Annotated in this window: 14 protein-coding genes; 8 read left to right on the top strand and 6 right to left on the bottom strand. The window is 59.4% G+C overall.

What is annotated here, in order from left to right; translation table 11 throughout:
* Nucleotides 1-99: 99 nt before the first annotated feature.
* Together CCE89_RS07930 and CCE89_RS07925 are read right to left on the bottom strand one after the other, a co-directional pair.
* Nucleotides 100-1,068 carry an O-methyltransferase gene (locus CCE89_RS07930; RefSeq protein WP_086437498.1) on the bottom strand — a complete coding sequence of 323 codons (969 nt, stop codon included), beginning with the start codon at nucleotides 1,066-1,068 and terminating at the stop codon, nucleotides 100-102.
* Nucleotides 1,068-2,411: an ATP-binding protein gene (locus CCE89_RS07925; RefSeq protein WP_086437497.1), complete on the bottom strand. Its 1,344-nt coding sequence runs from the start codon at nucleotides 2,409-2,411 to the stop codon at nucleotides 1,068-1,070. The genes CCE89_RS07930 and CCE89_RS07925 overlap by 1 nt, the downstream gene beginning before the upstream one ends.
* Before the next feature lie 626 nt (nucleotides 2,412-3,037).
* On the opposite strand from CCE89_RS07925, the gene CCE89_RS07920 reads away from it, so the two are divergent.
* Both CCE89_RS07920 and CCE89_RS07915 read left to right on the top strand, forming a co-directional pair.
* On the top strand, nucleotides 3,038-3,226 hold the full coding sequence (locus CCE89_RS07920; RefSeq protein ID WP_086437496.1) for a hypothetical protein: 189 nt from the start codon (nucleotides 3,038-3,040) through the stop codon (nucleotides 3,224-3,226).
* Nucleotides 3,223-3,606 (top strand): DUF3768 domain-containing protein, encoded by a 384-nt coding sequence (locus tag CCE89_RS07915; RefSeq protein ID WP_234989997.1) that lies wholly within the window; start codon nucleotides 3,223-3,225, stop codon nucleotides 3,604-3,606. Before CCE89_RS07920 ends, CCE89_RS07915 begins: the two co-directional genes overlap by 4 nt.
* Before the next feature lie 30 nt (nucleotides 3,607-3,636).
* Here the strand turns inward: CCE89_RS07915 and CCE89_RS07910 are convergent, their stop codons facing one another.
* Nucleotides 3,637-4,452 carry an HNH endonuclease gene (locus CCE89_RS07910; RefSeq protein WP_086437494.1) on the bottom strand — a complete coding sequence of 272 codons (816 nt, stop codon included), beginning with the start codon at nucleotides 4,450-4,452 and terminating at the stop codon, nucleotides 3,637-3,639.
* A 239-nt stretch (nucleotides 4,453-4,691) separates the two neighbouring features.
* On the opposite strand from CCE89_RS07910, the gene CCE89_RS07905 reads away from it, so the two are divergent.
* The gene (locus CCE89_RS07905) at nucleotides 4,692-4,916 is read left to right on the top strand and encodes a hypothetical protein (RefSeq protein WP_086437493.1); all 225 of its coding nucleotides are present in this window, start codon (nucleotides 4,692-4,694) and stop codon (nucleotides 4,914-4,916) included.
* A gap of 170 nt (nucleotides 4,917-5,086) precedes the next feature.
* On the opposite strand, the gene CCE89_RS07900 is transcribed toward CCE89_RS07905, so the two are convergent.
* Nucleotides 5,087-6,925, bottom strand: coding sequence for an AMP-binding protein (locus tag CCE89_RS07900; protein WP_086438033.1), 1,839 nt, complete (start codon nucleotides 6,923-6,925; stop codon nucleotides 5,087-5,089).
* A 55-nt stretch (nucleotides 6,926-6,980) separates the two neighbouring features.
* Complete coding sequence (locus CCE89_RS07895) at nucleotides 6,981-9,485, bottom strand: TonB-dependent receptor (protein WP_086437492.1); 2,505 nt, start codon at nucleotides 9,483-9,485, stop codon at nucleotides 6,981-6,983.
* A gap of 99 nt (nucleotides 9,486-9,584) precedes the next feature.
* On the opposite strand from CCE89_RS07895, the gene CCE89_RS07890 reads away from it, so the two are divergent.
* Nucleotides 9,585-10,226 (top strand): TetR family transcriptional regulator, encoded by a 642-nt coding sequence (locus tag CCE89_RS07890; RefSeq protein WP_234989996.1) that lies wholly within the window; start codon nucleotides 9,585-9,587, stop codon nucleotides 10,224-10,226.
* Nucleotides 10,227-10,270: 44 nt separating this feature from the next.
* Nucleotides 10,271-11,365, top strand: coding sequence for an acyl-CoA dehydrogenase family protein (locus tag CCE89_RS07885; protein WP_086437490.1), 1,095 nt, complete (start codon nucleotides 10,271-10,273; stop codon nucleotides 11,363-11,365).
* On the opposite strand, the gene CCE89_RS07880 is transcribed toward CCE89_RS07885, so the two are convergent.
* Nucleotides 11,362-12,591 (bottom strand): acyl-CoA dehydrogenase family protein, encoded by a 1,230-nt coding sequence (locus tag CCE89_RS07880; protein WP_086437489.1) that lies wholly within the window; start codon nucleotides 12,589-12,591, stop codon nucleotides 11,362-11,364. The two genes, CCE89_RS07885 and CCE89_RS07880, sit on opposite strands and share 4 nt — an antisense overlap.
* A gap of 89 nt (nucleotides 12,592-12,680) precedes the next feature.
* Between CCE89_RS07880 and CCE89_RS07875 the strand changes: the two genes are divergently transcribed.
* From CCE89_RS07875 to CCE89_RS07865, 3 genes are read left to right on the top strand one after another with little or no spacing between them, the layout of a single operon-like run.
* On the top strand, nucleotides 12,681-13,574 hold the full coding sequence (locus CCE89_RS07875) for an oxygenase MpaB family protein (protein ID WP_086438032.1): 894 nt from the start codon (nucleotides 12,681-12,683) through the stop codon (nucleotides 13,572-13,574).
* Between the two features lie 25 nt (nucleotides 13,575-13,599).
* Nucleotides 13,600-14,385, top strand: coding sequence for a glutathione S-transferase family protein (locus tag CCE89_RS07870; RefSeq protein WP_086437488.1), 786 nt, complete (start codon nucleotides 13,600-13,602; stop codon nucleotides 14,383-14,385).
* Nucleotides 14,386-14,407: 22 nt separating this feature from the next.
* Nucleotides 14,408-15,346 carry a glutathione S-transferase family protein gene (locus CCE89_RS07865; RefSeq protein ID WP_086437487.1) on the top strand — a complete coding sequence of 313 codons (939 nt, stop codon included), beginning with the start codon at nucleotides 14,408-14,410 and terminating at the stop codon, nucleotides 15,344-15,346.
* Nucleotides 15,347-15,359: the final 13 nt, after the last annotated feature.

The following is a 15,359-nucleotide window of genomic DNA, read 5'->3' as shown; positions in this document are numbered from 1 at the left end:
GCCTTTCCACTCTGTCAGGAGTGTAACCTACAGAGACATTACTGAGTCTCAGTTGCAAGGCTGCAATCTGAAGGCATGCACCCGAGTTCCCCAACAGCATTAGAGTTCATAAGATGCGAAATTCGGGAGATAGCGATAGAGCTTCGCGTAATGATTTGTCTCCCTTTGAGGAATTGGGCCTCGATCAATTTCGGCACCGTCGGGGCAAGGGAGGCTTCGGTCCAAATGCCTCATTTCGCGGGGTGTAAGCATCGGAACGTTGATGCGAAGAGCCTCATCACCCTCTCGGAAGAACGCTAGCTCCCTGAAGCCTGCACCTTCGAACAACCCATTCTGCCCTTCATCCGTGAAGACACCGGCAATGGTAGTCATTTTCGCGCCGTCGGCATATTCGAAGGCAGCAATTTGACGGAATTGCAGCCTCTGCCCCTGCCCACGCGCGGCGTTCACTTGGCGTAATCCCTCTTCGATTTCCAAACGGATAATGCGACGAGAAGTGCTCGATAATGTCCAACCTCGAAGATCGACCGGCTCCATTTCTGGAGGTGTGCGCGCATCGCCGAAAAACTGCTGAAACTTGGCGCGGTCGTCGATGTGAATAGGTTGCTCGTCGGGGTCTTGATTGTCGAAAAGCTTATGGGATTGCACTGAAACAATAAGCGCCGTTCCTGGACTCGCCCTTGTTGCGACAGTTCGAACATCGTCGAGGATCGCAGGGGAAAGAGGGTCGTCATAGTCGAGCCAGACGATTGACCTTTGGTTCCAATCGAGTCCAGGCAACACATCTGTGGACTCGCCCATTCTGAGTTCGATACCACGGTATGGGTTGTTGAATTCGAAACGAGCCTCGTGCTCGAGTTCGCGCTCAATCGACACCATATGCTCAATACCGAGCGCGCGATGGAAAAGCACACAATCTGAGAACCAGATCGAACCGAAGCCAATATATCGGTATGTCTCGAGCGAACCGAATACCTTCAGTCGACCAAGCATTTCGCTGAGCATCTTGCGCTCGGCGAACTTCGCCGGCCTCACAGAATAATCAATGAGCTGATAGCTAGCCGTCATTACTCTTCTTCGCCTTCGGCTTGCTCTTTGTAGATTATGTCAAAGGTCGATTCGCCCACTGCCTTTGCACTTCCGACGCCCAAGGCCGTCATAAGGGTGCGAATCTTACTCGCCTCGCGCGAATACTGGATCTTCGTCATTTTCGGGCCTGGAGCACGAGGTGAAGTATTCCAGGAGAATGACCGCGACCCTTTGAATTTCTCTACCTCCTGTGCCTGCGTTTCACGGCTCAATGCTGAAAGCAATGGCGCTGCAGATCGTCCGTACTCCTCAATTTCTTCATCTAGAGAATTGAGGAACTTGATAACCGTTCGAGTGTGATCCAACATTTTTGGGAATGTGGCCTGCCAGACAGCCGACGATGCATCGAGACCCGTCTTCGTTGTGTTCCAAGGAAGCTTGCTGGACGATCTACAGTTGAAGAAGACAACGCCGCGAAAGCGAGCGTATTGATTGTGATATTTTGGAATGCCGACCTTTTGATCCGCCACCGAACCCCAACCAGTCTGGTCCGAGCGATCAGCCGATAGGATCACGCGACCGTTGCAGACGATGTACCATCCTGCCTCTGATGGGATCGATTCAGATAGTCCGGCAACGATTCGGACGAGAATTGGGGCTTCAGTCTCTTCGTCGTAGGAAAACTCCTCAATCGCCGGATTGAATTTACCGCCCGTTCTAATCTTCAATTCGGTATTTGTGAGGTGGGTCCCATCGAACTCTATGGCGAGACCGGAGGCTAAAAATTGTCTTTGATGAGAGCGTATCATCTCAGAAAGTTGGCGCCTAAAATACTCTCCGCCAAACCGCGACGAGACCTCCGGCCTCAGTTCTCGGACGATGATTCTTGTCCCACAGTCCTCCATTGGGAATTCCTGATCTTCGATAATTTCGTCGAAGTCGAAAACCCATTCCGGAGCCTCCTCCCATTCATTGACATTTACTGTCATCGACCACTTCTGATTTCGTGTCGTTGAATGGACTTCGAAGTATCGACCGAATTTGAACAGGGCCCGCTTCATTCCAACGCCAAACTGACCGATTGAGTAGTCAGTCGATTTCGCCTCGGATGGCCTGCCGAATCTGAAGGCATAATTCTGGGCAGTCGCCACGTCGAAACCGCCACAGTTATCTTCGATTACAAACTCCTCACCGTTGAGGCTTAGGGCTACCTGTAGTCCCGTGAAGTCCGGTTCATCGGCCGGGCGAAGGCGCTTCGCTCCGTCTATGCAGTTGTCGACAAGATCGAGTATAGCTCGCTCGAGAGGTATGTCCTTCACCAACATATCTACAAAGAACGCCTTGGTAGGCATGGCATTGATATGAGGTTCTACGCCGGCCATTTGTCCCCCTCGCGGATCGCCTTATTTGGCCTACGGCCATTCGCTTAAGCTACCAATACGCCTAAACAATTCGGAATCCATAGAGTATTCGTCTTGGATCTCGTTGCGGCAATGATAGCCGTTCTTTGAGGAGGAACACAAAGGGCTGCCCTGCCGGGCAACCTGCTCTATCCGCTGGCGCAGACCGGGCCTTTAGTCCCGGCCCATCCGGGTGACGATCAGGAGCAGTTTGAAGCGGAGCGGGAATTCCTGGTGGACGCGCTCTGTCCCGCGCATTCTGCGCTCCTGAGGGCGCGGCATCTTTGAGCTAACCCGCAGGCACTCTTGCCTCTCTCATTGCCGTAGTCCCGCTGGCGCACTGATCGCGCGCGCAGGGCCTCCGTCGGCTTCGCGCCGTTGCAAGGGTGCCGTTCCTGCTGGATCGCTGGGCGATCCCTGGCGGGAACACCAAGGGCTTTGCCCTCTCGTTCCCGAAACCGGAAATAGACGTCCCCGTTGTGGCGGGCTTCGCCCGCTGGCCCGCGCCAGGGCATCGATTCCGGTTTTCCCTCCCCCTCCCATCCTCGCCGGAAGGCAGGCCGCATGCCGCGTGTCGGATGCGGCTTTCAGCCGAAGGAGGGCAGAAAATGGGTGATCCAATCTTGAACTACCGTGCTTGCGGGGCCGAGTGCCGCGAAGACTGGTTGCGGATGCTGGCCAACGAGAACGGCTTGCCGTTCGGAACGGTGCAGCGCCTTGCCGAGGAACTGGGTGAGCGTGAGGATTTCGGCGAGCTGGTCGATATTTGTGAGTATGGCGGGAGGGCGGTGCAGTGACCGCTGACACCCTTTCCCGCAGCGAGAGGATTGCCCAGCTCAATGATAGGGCGCGGCAGGCGATGGGCCTTGCCTGTGTTGCGGTTGCAACCGAAGGCTTCCGAACCTTGCCCGAAGAAGATCAGTCGCGGGTGCGCGAACTGGTCGAAACCTTCGACGCCTTCACACAGGACAATGATCCTTATGGCGAGCGCGATTTCGGGGCGATCTATAAGGACATCGATGGTCGCTGGACGACCACGCGACCGGCGCGACCTGCCGAGACCGTGTTCTGGAAGATCGATGCCTACGACCAAGAATTGCGGTTCGGCAGCGAGGACCCCGCCAATCCTGCTATTACGCGGCGGGTGCTCACCATCATGCTGGCTTCTGAATATTGAGGGGAGGCAGTCCGCGCGCCGCCTGACACGTCAGGCGGCGCGTTGATCGACGAAGCAGTGTTCGTTGTGCCAATCGAGAAAGGCGGGTTCAGGATCGAACCGGATTGCCGACCGCAACGTTGCGTTCTCGAATTGCCGGAAATAGTCGCGCGTCTCGCGGCTCTGGCTTTCGCGCAATTGCCTTGAGACGCGGATGCGCCGTTGGCGATCTACCGTAATGAGCCCGCGATCGAAGGCGCGGTCGAGTGTCGCTGAAAGCAGCAGACCATTTGCGGGGTTGTGCCGGTTGTCGCTGTCCTTCCCCCATGGCTTGATATGGCTCGCCGTGAGCAGGCGCGGATCGGCGATACCGGTGATGCAGCAAGTCTCTTCGTAATTGGCGAGCACTGCCCGGCGGAAGAAGTCCTGGCCGACGCGCTGGGTCACGAGTGCCTGTGTAGTGGACTCGCCTTGATAGGGTTCGAACCGGAATTCACTGCGCTTCTCATTGAGGCGTGACGGAATGGGTGTTGGCTCAAAATGGCCGACCTGGGCAGTCCACAAGTCTTCCGCCCGCGATACGAGACCGGTCCAATCCTGCCCGAACTCGGAATAGGTCGCGCGATCCAGCTTGGAGGCGCCGTCCAGGCCCTTGCGCCCGCTGTCGGTAATCTTGGGATCGAGGCTGGCGAAATTGCACAGCTTCATCGCGACCGAGCTGTTCGTGCGCCCCAGCGCGGCGGCAAGCTCCTGGATTTCCGGATTGCCCGAGTGCAGCTTTCCGAACGGCAGCTGGAAGTAGAGATACAGCGCGAGCACCGTCTCCTCCTCGCTCCAGCGTTTCCGTGAACTGCCCTCGTTTGCCATGGCGAAGGTTTGGGCGAGAGAGATCCAGCGCGCAAGTGTGACTGTTTGCCATCTGTTTGGATGCCTTTTCGATCAGGCGGTTTCGTTTGTGAGCACCCCAATTGGCCGCACTCGGTCAGCCTTCAATGTCCGGCCCGCGCCGGTTCGCTCCGCTCACCCGTGTTGGACATGAATCCTGCCCTTGGCCGTGCGGCCTTCCTGTTGGTGCAACGAGCCACCAGACACGAAAGGAAATCATCATGGCACGCAGCAACACCGCACCCGCGCAGGAGACCAATCCACCGGACTTCCTCGCCTGGCATGTCGCCAACAAGGGCGAGAAAGGGTTCTGGACTCGGATCGGAGCCGCGTGGTTCCATCGCGACCGCAAGGGAATCTCGCTTCAACTTGAAGTTGTGCCGATCAATGGCCGGATCGTCCTGCGCACGCCGCTGGACGACGAGAAAAAGGAACCGGGCGCCTAGCGCCCGGCCTTCGGGCGGAGCGACAGGAACTGGGCCGTTAGCAGACAGTCTGCAATTGGTCTTAAAATACAGAAAGCTGTCGAACGATTAGCGACCGCGTTCTGGATCATTTCTGGAAATCGACAAATGCAAACCATTTCGTTCGCGAGCTTGAGTCTTGCGGCCGAAGATCAGGATATTTTCAGGACAAGAGGCGAACCTTCATCCGAGTACAGCGCATCGACCGCCTCTGCACGTTGGGAGAGAACCGCGCCTTGGTTGATGTAGCCTTTGTCGGTGATCTCACCGGCATCGAGCGAGGGCGGCTCCGTCAAGAGCACCATGCTTTTGACTGTCCGCGAATGGCCGCCGGACTGTGCGTTGAAGGCCGCAAGTCTCGCAGCGATGGCGTTTGCGAGAATTGAGAGGCCGGCAGGGCCGCTTTCGGTCACGTATTTCTGGGCAGCTGCAGGGTTGGGCCAGACTAACAAGCCGATATGCTCCCGGTCCTGACCGGCAATTACGCAATCATGCATGAGCGGACTGCATGCAGTCACCAGTTCCGGCCTGAGCGTGCCGACCGAAACCCATGTCCCGGTCGAAAGCTTGAAATCTTCGGTCACACGGCCGTCGAAAACCAGCCCGCGATCGGGATCACCCTCGTCGAGGAAGTCGGCCGCATCTCCCAGTTTGTAGAAACCTTCCTCGTCGAACGCTTGCGCATTCTTCTCTGCGTCGTCCTTGTAGCCCGGCGTGACCGAGGCGCCCTTCACTCGCACCTCCATCTTTTCGCCATTCGGAACGAGCTTCAGCGTGATACCGGGCATCGGTAGGCCGATCAGGCCCACGCGATCTACTTCCCAATGCACCATGGTGATGCCTTGCGTTTCCGTCGCGCCGTACATCGTCGTGATCGGGATCCGCTTGCCGGTTTCTGCAATGGCGAGTGCCTGCAGCCGGTCATAGAGGTCGTCCGACAGTGTAGCCCCGCCGTAACCGAGCGATATGACATCCTCGAAGAAGGCGCCCCGCAATTTTTCGTCCTGTTCCATGGCATCGGCGAGCATGGCGAAAGCCACAGGCGCAGAGCCAAAGACGGTTGGCGAGATCTCGTAAAGGTTCTTGATCGTCGTCTCGAACATGCCCGGAACCGGCTTACCCTCGTCGAGATACATGGTTCCCCCCGACCACATGCAGCCGTTGAAGAAGATGTTGCCGCCGCTGATGTGGCTCCATGGCATCCATTCCAGCGTGACGGGGGGATCGCGCTCGTCGCGGCTCTCTTCCGCGAGACCTTCCTGCCCTGCGATCACCGTCGTCATCATGCCGTGCGTTTGCGGCACGCACTTCGGCATTCCGGTAGAGCCCGAGGTGAACAGATATTTGCCAACTGTATCGGCGCCGATCGCCGTGACACGTCGATCGACTTGCGAGGTTGGCTCGAGCCGGCAAAGTTCGGTGAAATCGACTGTCCCTTCAGGTCTGCCGTCGCAGGTCACCACCACAAGATCGGGCGCTGCTTCCCGAAGCCGAGCCAGAGCAGCGGAGTGCAATTCACCCTCCTTGGCGAACACTGCCTTCGCGCCGATTTTGCGAAAGCAATGCAGAAGCTTTTCGTGGTCCTGCGACATCAGCGAATAAGCCGCGCTGACAGGAGCGATGGGGACGCCTGCGGTATAACAACCGAGCATCAGCAGTCCGTGTTCGAGCGAATTGCCCGAAATAACCATGACCGGATCATCGGCCCCGAAACCGTGATCGATCAGCCACTGCGCAATAGAGTCCGCGGAGGTTCTCGCTTCTGCCCAAGTGACACCGGTCCATGGTCCATGACCCGGCTGGCGTTGAAGGAGGAACGATCGGTCGGGATGCGCCTCGCTCCGTTCGCGGAAGATCGCTGCGAGGTTGTCAGGAACGTCCGCTGGATTGTGGCGGGACCAGATCAGAATCGATCCGTCATCGCGGCGCTCCACATCGGTTGCAGGTGGCTTCTGAGGAAGCGGGCTGAAGGGCGGCTTGGTCTCAGTCATAAAGTCGCTCCCGGCACCGCGGATGAGCAAATACGGTGCCGGAAACCATTCCTTTTCAGAAGCGGAAGCGAACTGTCGCGCCGTAACTCGCGCTGCGGCCCGGGAAACGGACCGCGGTGTTCGAGTTGGTGGCGGCCGAAGCCCAGTAGTAGGTGTCGGTGACATTGCGCCCCCACAGCGAAGCTTCCCACGCACCGTCCAGGTCATAGACCGCCAGACTTGCATTCAGGATACCGTAGCTGTCGATGGCGAGCGGAGCGAAATCCTCGATCGAGCTGGATGTCGATGACTGATAGCGCCCGTTGGCGATTGCCCTCAGGCCAAGCCCTGCCGTGATCGGCGTATCATAGGTGATCGTCGCCGCGCCCGAGAATTCCGGACTGTAGGGGAATTCGAAGCCATCGTAATCGAGCGGCTGGCCCGCGGCGTTGATACCCTGGTAGCCAACGATTTCCGTCTGCAGCCAAGTGCCAGCCAATGCGAAAGTCAGTTCGTCGGTTGCGAACCAGGTCAGATCGCCATCGATCCCGTAGGCGCGCGATTCCGGGATGTTGTCGAGACGCAAGAGCGTCGTGTAGATCGGGTCGGCGAAGTAGACCGCGAGCTGCTTGTCGACATAATCATAATAGAAGCCGGCTAGATTCAGGTTGAATGAGTTGTTGGCCAGCGCCAGCTTCGTCCCGACTTCGTAGGCGGTCAACTGCTCCTGCCGCGCAGGACGGTTCTGCGTCGCGATATTTGCCGCATTGACCGGTGTCGACCCCGATTTGAAACCGCGTGAGACCGACGCATAAAGCAGCGTGTCGTCATTCGGCTCCCATGTCAGGGCGCCGCGCCAGGCAACATTGTCTTCATCGAGCTTCGACGTAACGGGTCCGAACGAAAGCGTGTCGACATCAAAGGTATTGCACTCGTTCTCCGAGATAGGTGGAACGATTGCGCCATAGTTCACGAAGAAAAAGAAGCGGTTGAACAGGTTCACGTTGGGCAGCATCGAACCATTGAGATCGCGCGAGCAGCCCTCGTAATCCTGCGTGTCCTTGGTGTAGCGAACGCCGGTTGTCAGCGTGAGCGCGGGCGACAACTCCCAATCGGCGCTGGCAAAGACACTCATGGTCTCAACATCGAATTCCGCTTCGTCCCGATAGGTGCGGAAGGAGGTGAGAACATCGTTTATCGAGTAAGGCGCATACCCTTGCGCGGCGAAGAAATGGTAGATGCTGGCACCGCCGAGGGCGTCCTGCGGCGCGAGGATCAGAGCCCGGATTGCGCCGACATTAGCGTTCTGGCCGAGCAATGTCTGGTTGGTATCGATCACCTTGTCGTTGGCGTAGTAGCCGCCGACCACCCATTCGGCGGGACCAGTCGTGCCCTGGAACCGGATTTCCTGCGATAGCGACTCGACTTCGCCCTCTGCATGCTGGCTGAGGATTTCATATGGCGCACCGCTCCAGTCATAGGCGGCGTCGCGTTTGACCCGGTTGTAGCCGGTCAGCGAGATGAAGCTGATATCGGGCGCGAAATCGAACTGCAGCATCCCGCGTAGCCCGACGAAATTGCTGTCTTCGGCATTGGGCCGGTCGATCCCGGCCCCCCGCCCGATGTCCTGCGCCCGCGCATCGAGCGGCTGCCAGTCGGCCGTATCGCTGGTCCAGTTGTCGGCATTCGCGGCGACGTAGTCCGCAAGGCCTGGCGCATTGAACAGGCTGAAAAGCGTGCCGTTGGCCGGGTCGGTGTTCGGGGTGAAACCAACCGCTTGCGCCGCCAGCGTATCGGATTTGTTGACCCAGAAATTGCCGGCCAGCTCGATCCGCATGTCCGGCACCGGTTCGGCGGCGATGGTCAAGCGTCCGCCATAGCGTTCGACCTCACCTTGCGTCTCGTCGCGACTGATGCTTTTCTGCCAGCCGTCCCAGCTGCGTTCGGTGCGCCATGCGGCGCGAACCGCGACTGCATCGCCCACCGGGATGTTCAAATGGCCTTCGGTGTTGAGCGTTTCTTCGGTGCCCAGTTCCACGGCGACGCTACCGTTCAAATCGCCGAATTCGGGCTTGGCGGAGATGAAGTTCACGAGGCCGCCGGTGGTGTTGCGCCCGTAGAGGGTACCCTGCGGACCCTTCAGAACCTCGACGCGGTTGAGGTCGAAAACCGGCCCACTGTTCATGAAGGGATAGGCGAGTGCGACCTCGTCCTGATAGGTGCCGACGGTCGACGTCGCCGAAAGGTTGATCGTGTTGAAGCCGATTCCGCGTAGCGTGTAGATCGGAATGCCCTGATAGCCGCGCGACACGTTGAGACTGGGGACGACGACCTGAAGGTCTTCGGTAGAGTTGACCTGGAGGTTGTCGAGCTGTTCGCCCGAGAACGCCTGGATCGATACGCCGACGTCGGTGATCGCCTCTTCGCGGCGATTGGCCGTGACGATGATCACATTGCGATCGGCACTTGTTTCCGCTGCGGCGGCTTCGTCACCGGCGGACTGCGCCCATGCAAGGTTCGGCATCCCGACCGCGAATCCCGCCACGCCACAGGCCAGAAAGCCCTTCGTCATCCTCTTCATCGATCCTCTCCACTATGACCTCGTCCGGGTCTTTATCATTGCTGATAATATTGGCAAGCGCAATTGCCTTGCGCCGGGGAAAGTCCCATGAACGCGGTGATGAACCGATCGGGATCGAACACTGCGGCAAAGCAGATGCCGAAGGGCGCCATTCGCGATACGTTGCTCGAAGCGGCGAGTTCGCTGATGCGAGAGCAGGACACGGTGGATATCGGCATCCTCGACATCGCGGCGCGCGCGCAGGTCAATCACGGGATGATCCGCTATTATTTCGGCAGCAAGGAAGGCATGCTGCTCGCCCTGCTGGATCGCGACGTCGGGGTGCGGATCAGGCAGCTGGCGGCTTTGTTCCGGCTGAATGTCACGCCGACCGAGCGCATGCGCATCCACCTCGAGGGGATACTCGATACCTATTACCAGATCCCGTACCTCAATCGCCTGATCCAGCTGATGGTGCGCGATGCCACGCCCGAACGTGTCCATCATATTGCCGAAGAGCTGCTCAAACCCATTGCGAACGCGCAGCAGCGCATCATCACGGAAGGGATCGCTGCCGACGAATTCCGCAACGTCGATCCCAAGCTGTTCTATTTCAACACGATCGGTTCGGCGGACGGCCTCTACGCCAATCGCTTCACGCTCTCGGCCGTGTTCGGCGGGATCGCCGCGGCAGATGATGCGCTGCACGAGCGCTACAAGCGGCAGACCGTGGAGACGCTGATGGCAGGGCTTCTCATTTAATTATCAGACTTGATAATTCCGCGACGGGCGGCATAGGTACGCGCATGGATCTTAAACTCGACGAGCAACAGGAACTGCTCAAGCAGTCGCTCGACCGCTACCTCGAAAAGACGCTGCCTTTCGATTTGCGCCGCGAACAGAAGGCGCAGGGGGGCTTCGTGGCTTTCTGGAAACGGCTCGAAGCCGAGCTGGGTGTCGCAGCGGCCGGAATAGCCGAGCGGTCAGGAGGCTTCGGTGGCGGCGCCGAAAGCGAAATGATAATTTCCGCCGCGCTAGGCCGCGCTCTTGCGGTTACGCCCTACATCACCTGCCAGGTCCTGTCGGCGAACCTTCTCGACTCGCTCGGAGAACATGAGCTGGCCCTACGGATCGCCGCTGGTGAGCTGCTTGTTACGACCGCAATTGAGGAACCACAAACGCGCGGCGACGTGAGACATATCCGCATGGGTGCCGAGCGCGATGGAACGACTTGGCGGCTAACCGGGACCAAGCTGGTCGTCGACTTTACCGCGGAGGCTGACCTTGTCCTTCTGCCTGCAAGAGCGGACGGCGGAGAGTTCGCGCTGTTCGCGGTCGATCCGGCGACCCTCGGCAATGCGCTCAAGCCCTTCGCTCTGATCGACGACACGCCCTCTGCAGACATTGTCTGCCAAGGCTTCGAACTGGCTGAAGACGCGTGTCTGGCGACTGGCGATGCGGTCCTGCCGGCGCTGGAGGCGGCGGTGGCCCGTGCGCTCGCCGCCATCTGTGCCGAAGCCTGGGGCATTGCGTCGGTAATGGTCGGCGACACGGTGCAGTATACCAAGGAACGCGAACAGTTCGGCGTGCCGATCTCGTCCTTTCAGGCGCTGCAGCACCGCATGGTCGATATGTGGTCTAAAGCGGAGGAGATCAAGGCGGCGTCGCTGCTGGCCGCGCTCAAGGTCGACGATCCAGCCGCGATTTCGGCTGCCAAGACGACTGTGGGCGACGCATTACGACTGATCGGTCAGGAGGCGGTCCAGCTGCATGGGGCGATGGGGCTGACCGAAGAACTGCGCGTGGGCCATTATTTCAAGCGCGCGACGGTGATCGAAAACCGGCTCGGCACGGCGGCGGACCACGTCGAGCGATACCGCACGCTGCGGCAGATCGGCTAAAGTCCTAGTACCGCCTTGGCGAGGATGTTGCGCTGGACCTCGTTGGAGCCGGCGTAAATCGAGCCGGCCCTTTCGTTGAGGTAGCGCAGCGGCGCGATCGCCTGCCAGCTTCCGCCCGACACATAACCGTCGGCGGGAGGCTCGTAGCCGGGTATCTCCGCACCCGGCCGCGTGGGATGGGGCTGGAACACGGTGCCGCTCGCCCCTGCCGCCTCGAGGGCCAGTTCGGTCAGATGCTGTGCCAGTTCGGTGCCCATGATCTTCATCAGAGACGACATCGGGCCCACGCTCTCGCCGCGTCCGGCCGACGAAAGCAGCTTCAATTCCAGCACTTCGAGAACGTCGATGCGGATCATCGCGCGAGCAAGGCGCTGGCCGAAGTCGCCGCGTTCCAGCAGGCTTTGTCTGCCTGCCTCCTCCGACCTTGCATGGGCTTCGATTTCCTTCGCCCTGATCTTGAGCCCAGCCGAATAGGCCGAGCCTCCGCGTTCGAACTCGAGCAGATATTTCGCCACGCTCCAGCCATGGTCGACCTCGCCGATCACGTTTGATTTCGATACGCGGACATCATCGAAAAATACCTGGTTCTGCACCGTCTCGCCCGACAGCATGGTGAGCGGCCGTACCGTGACGCCGTCCTGATCCATCGGGACGAGGATGAAGGTGATGCCCTGCTGCTTGCGCCCCTCGCTGCTGGTACGCACGAGGCAGAAGATCCAGTTGGCTTCCTGCGCGTGCGTGGTCCAGATTTTCGAGCCATTGAGGATGAAGTCGTCGCCTTCCGGGACTGCGCTCATCTGGAGTGCGGCGAGGTCCGATCCCGCGTTGGGTTCGGAGTAGCCCTGGCAGAAGAACACCTCGCCGGTCAGGATGCGGGGGAGAAAATAGTCCTTCTGCTCCGGCGTGCCGAACGCCGCGATGACATGGGCGACCATGTGGATACCCATCGGCGAAAGCGAGGGCGCGCCGGCTTTCGCTTTCTCGTTCGCATAAAGATAATGCTGCGCGACGCTCCAGTCCTTGCCGCCATGTTCGACCGGCCAGTGTGGCGCAGCAAGGCCGGCTGCATACAGTTTTTCCTGCCAGGCCATCGATGCTTCATGGTCGGGATAGACACTGGTCGCATTGTGACCCGCGTCGCGGATGTCGTCGGTCAACTCGCGCTCGAGCAATTCTGCGATTTCGGAGGCGAAAGCTGTGTCTTGCGGGGACCAGTCGAGGTTCATGGGATATCCGTTTGCCGAAGATTATCAGGTCTGATAACATGCTTGGTGCGCAGGTCAAATGTGCGCGGAGAATGTGGAACGGGGAAGTCATGAACGAACACGCTTCGATCACCAAGACGGCAGACAAGACTTACCAGAAGAGCACGACGCCGACGAAATTCGATTTCACCAAACCAGCCGGCGAACCCGCCTTCCATTTGCCGGGCTCCGTCCATTGGCGGATATTCAAAAACGGCATCGCCATGGCGATAGGTGGCGTAGCCGCCGTGCTGCTGGAATTCGCCGATGCCCGCATCCGCTCGGGCGTGTGGGATCACTCGGTCTATCCTGTCGATCCGATCGGTCGGTCGCAGCGTACCGGTATGGCCGCGATGCTGGGCGTTTATGGCCCGCAGAATATGGCGCGAAAAGTGATCGCAGGTGTGGGACGGATGCACGCCAAGGTCTCCGGCGAAACTCCCAGCGGAGAGGCCTATACCGCGCTCGATCCGGAATTGCTCGATTGGGTCTCCGCAACCGCGCAATACGGTTTCCTCACCGCCTACGATCGGTTCGTGTATTCGCTGAGCGCGGAGGAAAAGCATGCGTATTGGACCGGGGGCGACGAGGTGGCCAAGCTCTATGGCGTGACCGAAATCCCGCATTCCGAGAGCGAGTTTCTCGCCATGATGATCCGGCTGGTACCTCGCTTTGAACCGCACCAGATCAACAGCGATTTCCTCGAGATCGTGTCTTCGGGCAAGGCGCGTCCCGAAATTCCCAAATTCATCCACAAAGCCTTGGCCCGTGCTGCGGTGGACATTCTGCCGCCGATCGTGCGCGAGAAGCTTGAACTTGGCCCCGAATGGGACCTGTCCTGGTTAGAACGGCAACTCGTGCGCTTCGTCGGGCGGCAGTCAGACAAGAAGGTCGAACCGGAACACCCCGCGTATCAGGCAGCGCTTCGGCTCGGCCTTCCGGGCGATACCGCTTGGCGTCGCTGACAAGACCTCCGAACCGGAAGACGCCATGATCCTGCTCTACGAACACCCGCTTTCGCCCTATGCGCAGAAAGTGAAAATCGCGCTCGACGAGAAGGGCATCGGCTACGAAACGCGCGTGCCCGACGGAATCGGCGTGGGGGGCGCACAGGGCGAGTTCGCTGCCGCCAGCCCGCGACTGGAAGTCCCGGCCTTAATCGACGGCGAAACCACGCTGTTCGATTCGACAATCATTTTGGAGTATTTCGAGGACAAGTGGCCCGATCCTGCACTGCTGCCCATCGACCCGGCCGAGCGCGCGCGGCAGCGCCTGATCGAAGACATGCTCGATACGCATTTCGAAGCCATTATCTGGGGACTCGGCGAACTGCACTGGTTCAAGCGTGGCAAGGGCGACCTTGCAGGAAAGATGGAGCGCGCGGCGAAGGAGCAAATCGCGGCCTACCACCGCTGGCTCGAACAACAGATCGGCAATGCCGAATGGTTCGCCGGTGACCGGTTCGGCTGGGGCGATCTCAGCACCGCGCCTTACATCAATGGCGCCGCCGGTTTCGGTTATGAACCGCCGCAAGGCTCGCGGCTCTCCGACTGGCTCGGGCGGGCGAACGAGCGCGCCTCCGTCGCCTCGGCCAATGCGGCAGCGGTTGCGGCCATGAGCGGCATGGAAAGTATCGCGGGTGCGGTCGATGCAGGGATGTTCAAACGCGAGTATCGCGACCACCGCCTCGAATGGATCGTCAAATCTGGCGGGCTGGCCATCGTCGAAGCGGGCCTGCAAAAGGACAATATCCGTTTTACCCCGCCACCCGCCTGACCATTCCCCACTGGGAGAGCCCATGCCGCGTTCCGACGACATCATCCTGCACCATTACGATGCATCGCCTTTCTCGAACAAGGTCCGCATGCTCCTGGGCCTAAAGGGCCTGGCCTGGCAATCGGTCGTGACGCCCAACATGATGCCCAAGCCCGATCTCGTTTCGCTCACCGGCGGCTATCGCCGCGCGCCGGTCATGCAGATCGGGGCCGACATCTACTGCGACAGCCAGGTCATCATGGCCGAAATCGAGCGTCGTTTCCCGGAACCGTTGGCCGATGTGGGACCCAGCTGGCCAATCAATCTGTGGGCCGACCGGATCTGGTTCCAGCATTCCGTCGCAATCATATTCGGTTCGCTGGGCGACAAGGTTGATCCGGCTTTCATAGAGGACCGGGAAAAGCTTTCGGGGCGGCCCTTCGATGTGAAGGCGATGGCCGCCGCGGCCGAGCCGGCCAAGGCGCAATGGCGTGCGCAGGCAGGCTGGATTGAAAGCGCGCTGACTTCGTCCAAAACCGATTTTCTCTGCGGAGCGACTGCTACCATCGCCGATCTCGCCGCCTACATGAATATCTGGTTTCTCGCCTCGGTTTTTCCCGACATGGCGAGTGACTTGCTGAAAGGCTTTGATCAATTAAACGGGTGGCGTGCTTCAATCGAGCAAATCGGACAGGGCGAACGGCAGGAGATCAGCGGTGCCGACGCGATCATGGTCGCCGCGGAAGCTGAGCCAGCGGAAACGACGCCCGGCCAGGCAGAGCCCGAAGCTGGCCTCGGGATGATCGGCGAAAAGGTGATCGTTTCAGCAGATGATTATGGCCGAGATCCCATCGCGGGAGAACTAATCGCGTGCGATCATCAAAGAACGGTAATCAGGCGCACTGATTCTGCTACTGGCACGGTGACAATCACGTTTCCCCAAGTCGGTTTCTTAATGAGAGAAACCACTAAGGGTGCATAACGCCACAAACTTG

This window comes from Altererythrobacter xiamenensis (genome assembly GCF_900177715.1).
GTDB classification, from domain to species: Bacteria; Pseudomonadota; Alphaproteobacteria; order Sphingomonadales; family Sphingomonadaceae; genus Erythrobacter; species Erythrobacter xiamenensis.
The sequence above is the reverse complement of the archived record's forward strand: the minus strand, read 5'-3'. Positions and strand labels throughout refer to the sequence as shown.

Coding starts and splice junctions, on each gene's coding strand:
- CCE89_RS07890 (WP_234989996.1), top strand. CDS start 9,585: ATGAACCGATCGGGATCGAACACTGCGGCAAAGCAGATGCCGAAGGGC.
- CCE89_RS07885 (WP_086437490.1), top strand. CDS start 10,271: ATGGATCTTAAACTCGACGAGCAACAGGAACTGCTCAAGCAGTCGCTC.
- CCE89_RS07930 (WP_086437498.1), bottom strand. CDS start 1,068: ATGACGGCTAGCTATCAGCTCATTGATTATTCTGTGAGGCCGGCGAAG.
- CCE89_RS07865 (WP_086437487.1), top strand. CDS start 14,408: ATGCCGCGTTCCGACGACATCATCCTGCACCATTACGATGCATCGCCT.
- CCE89_RS07925 (WP_086437497.1), bottom strand. CDS start 2,411: ATGGCCGGCGTAGAACCTCATATCAATGCCATGCCTACCAAGGCGTTC.
- CCE89_RS07900 (WP_086438033.1), bottom strand. CDS start 6,925: ATGACTGAGACCAAGCCGCCCTTCAGCCCGCTTCCTCAGAAGCCACCT.
- CCE89_RS07895 (WP_086437492.1), bottom strand. CDS start 9,485: ATGAAGAGGATGACGAAGGGCTTTCTGGCCTGTGGCGTGGCGGGATTC.
- CCE89_RS07905 (WP_086437493.1), top strand. CDS start 4,692: ATGGCACGCAGCAACACCGCACCCGCGCAGGAGACCAATCCACCGGAC.
- CCE89_RS07910 (WP_086437494.1), bottom strand. CDS start 4,452: ATGGCAAACGAGGGCAGTTCACGGAAACGCTGGAGCGAGGAGGAGACG.
- CCE89_RS07920 (WP_086437496.1), top strand. CDS start 3,038: ATGGGTGATCCAATCTTGAACTACCGTGCTTGCGGGGCCGAGTGCCGC.
- CCE89_RS07875 (WP_086438032.1), top strand. CDS start 12,681: ATGAACGAACACGCTTCGATCACCAAGACGGCAGACAAGACTTACCAG.
- CCE89_RS07870 (WP_086437488.1), top strand. CDS start 13,600: ATGATCCTGCTCTACGAACACCCGCTTTCGCCCTATGCGCAGAAAGTG.
- CCE89_RS07880 (WP_086437489.1), bottom strand. CDS start 12,591: ATGAACCTCGACTGGTCCCCGCAAGACACAGCTTTCGCCTCCGAAATC.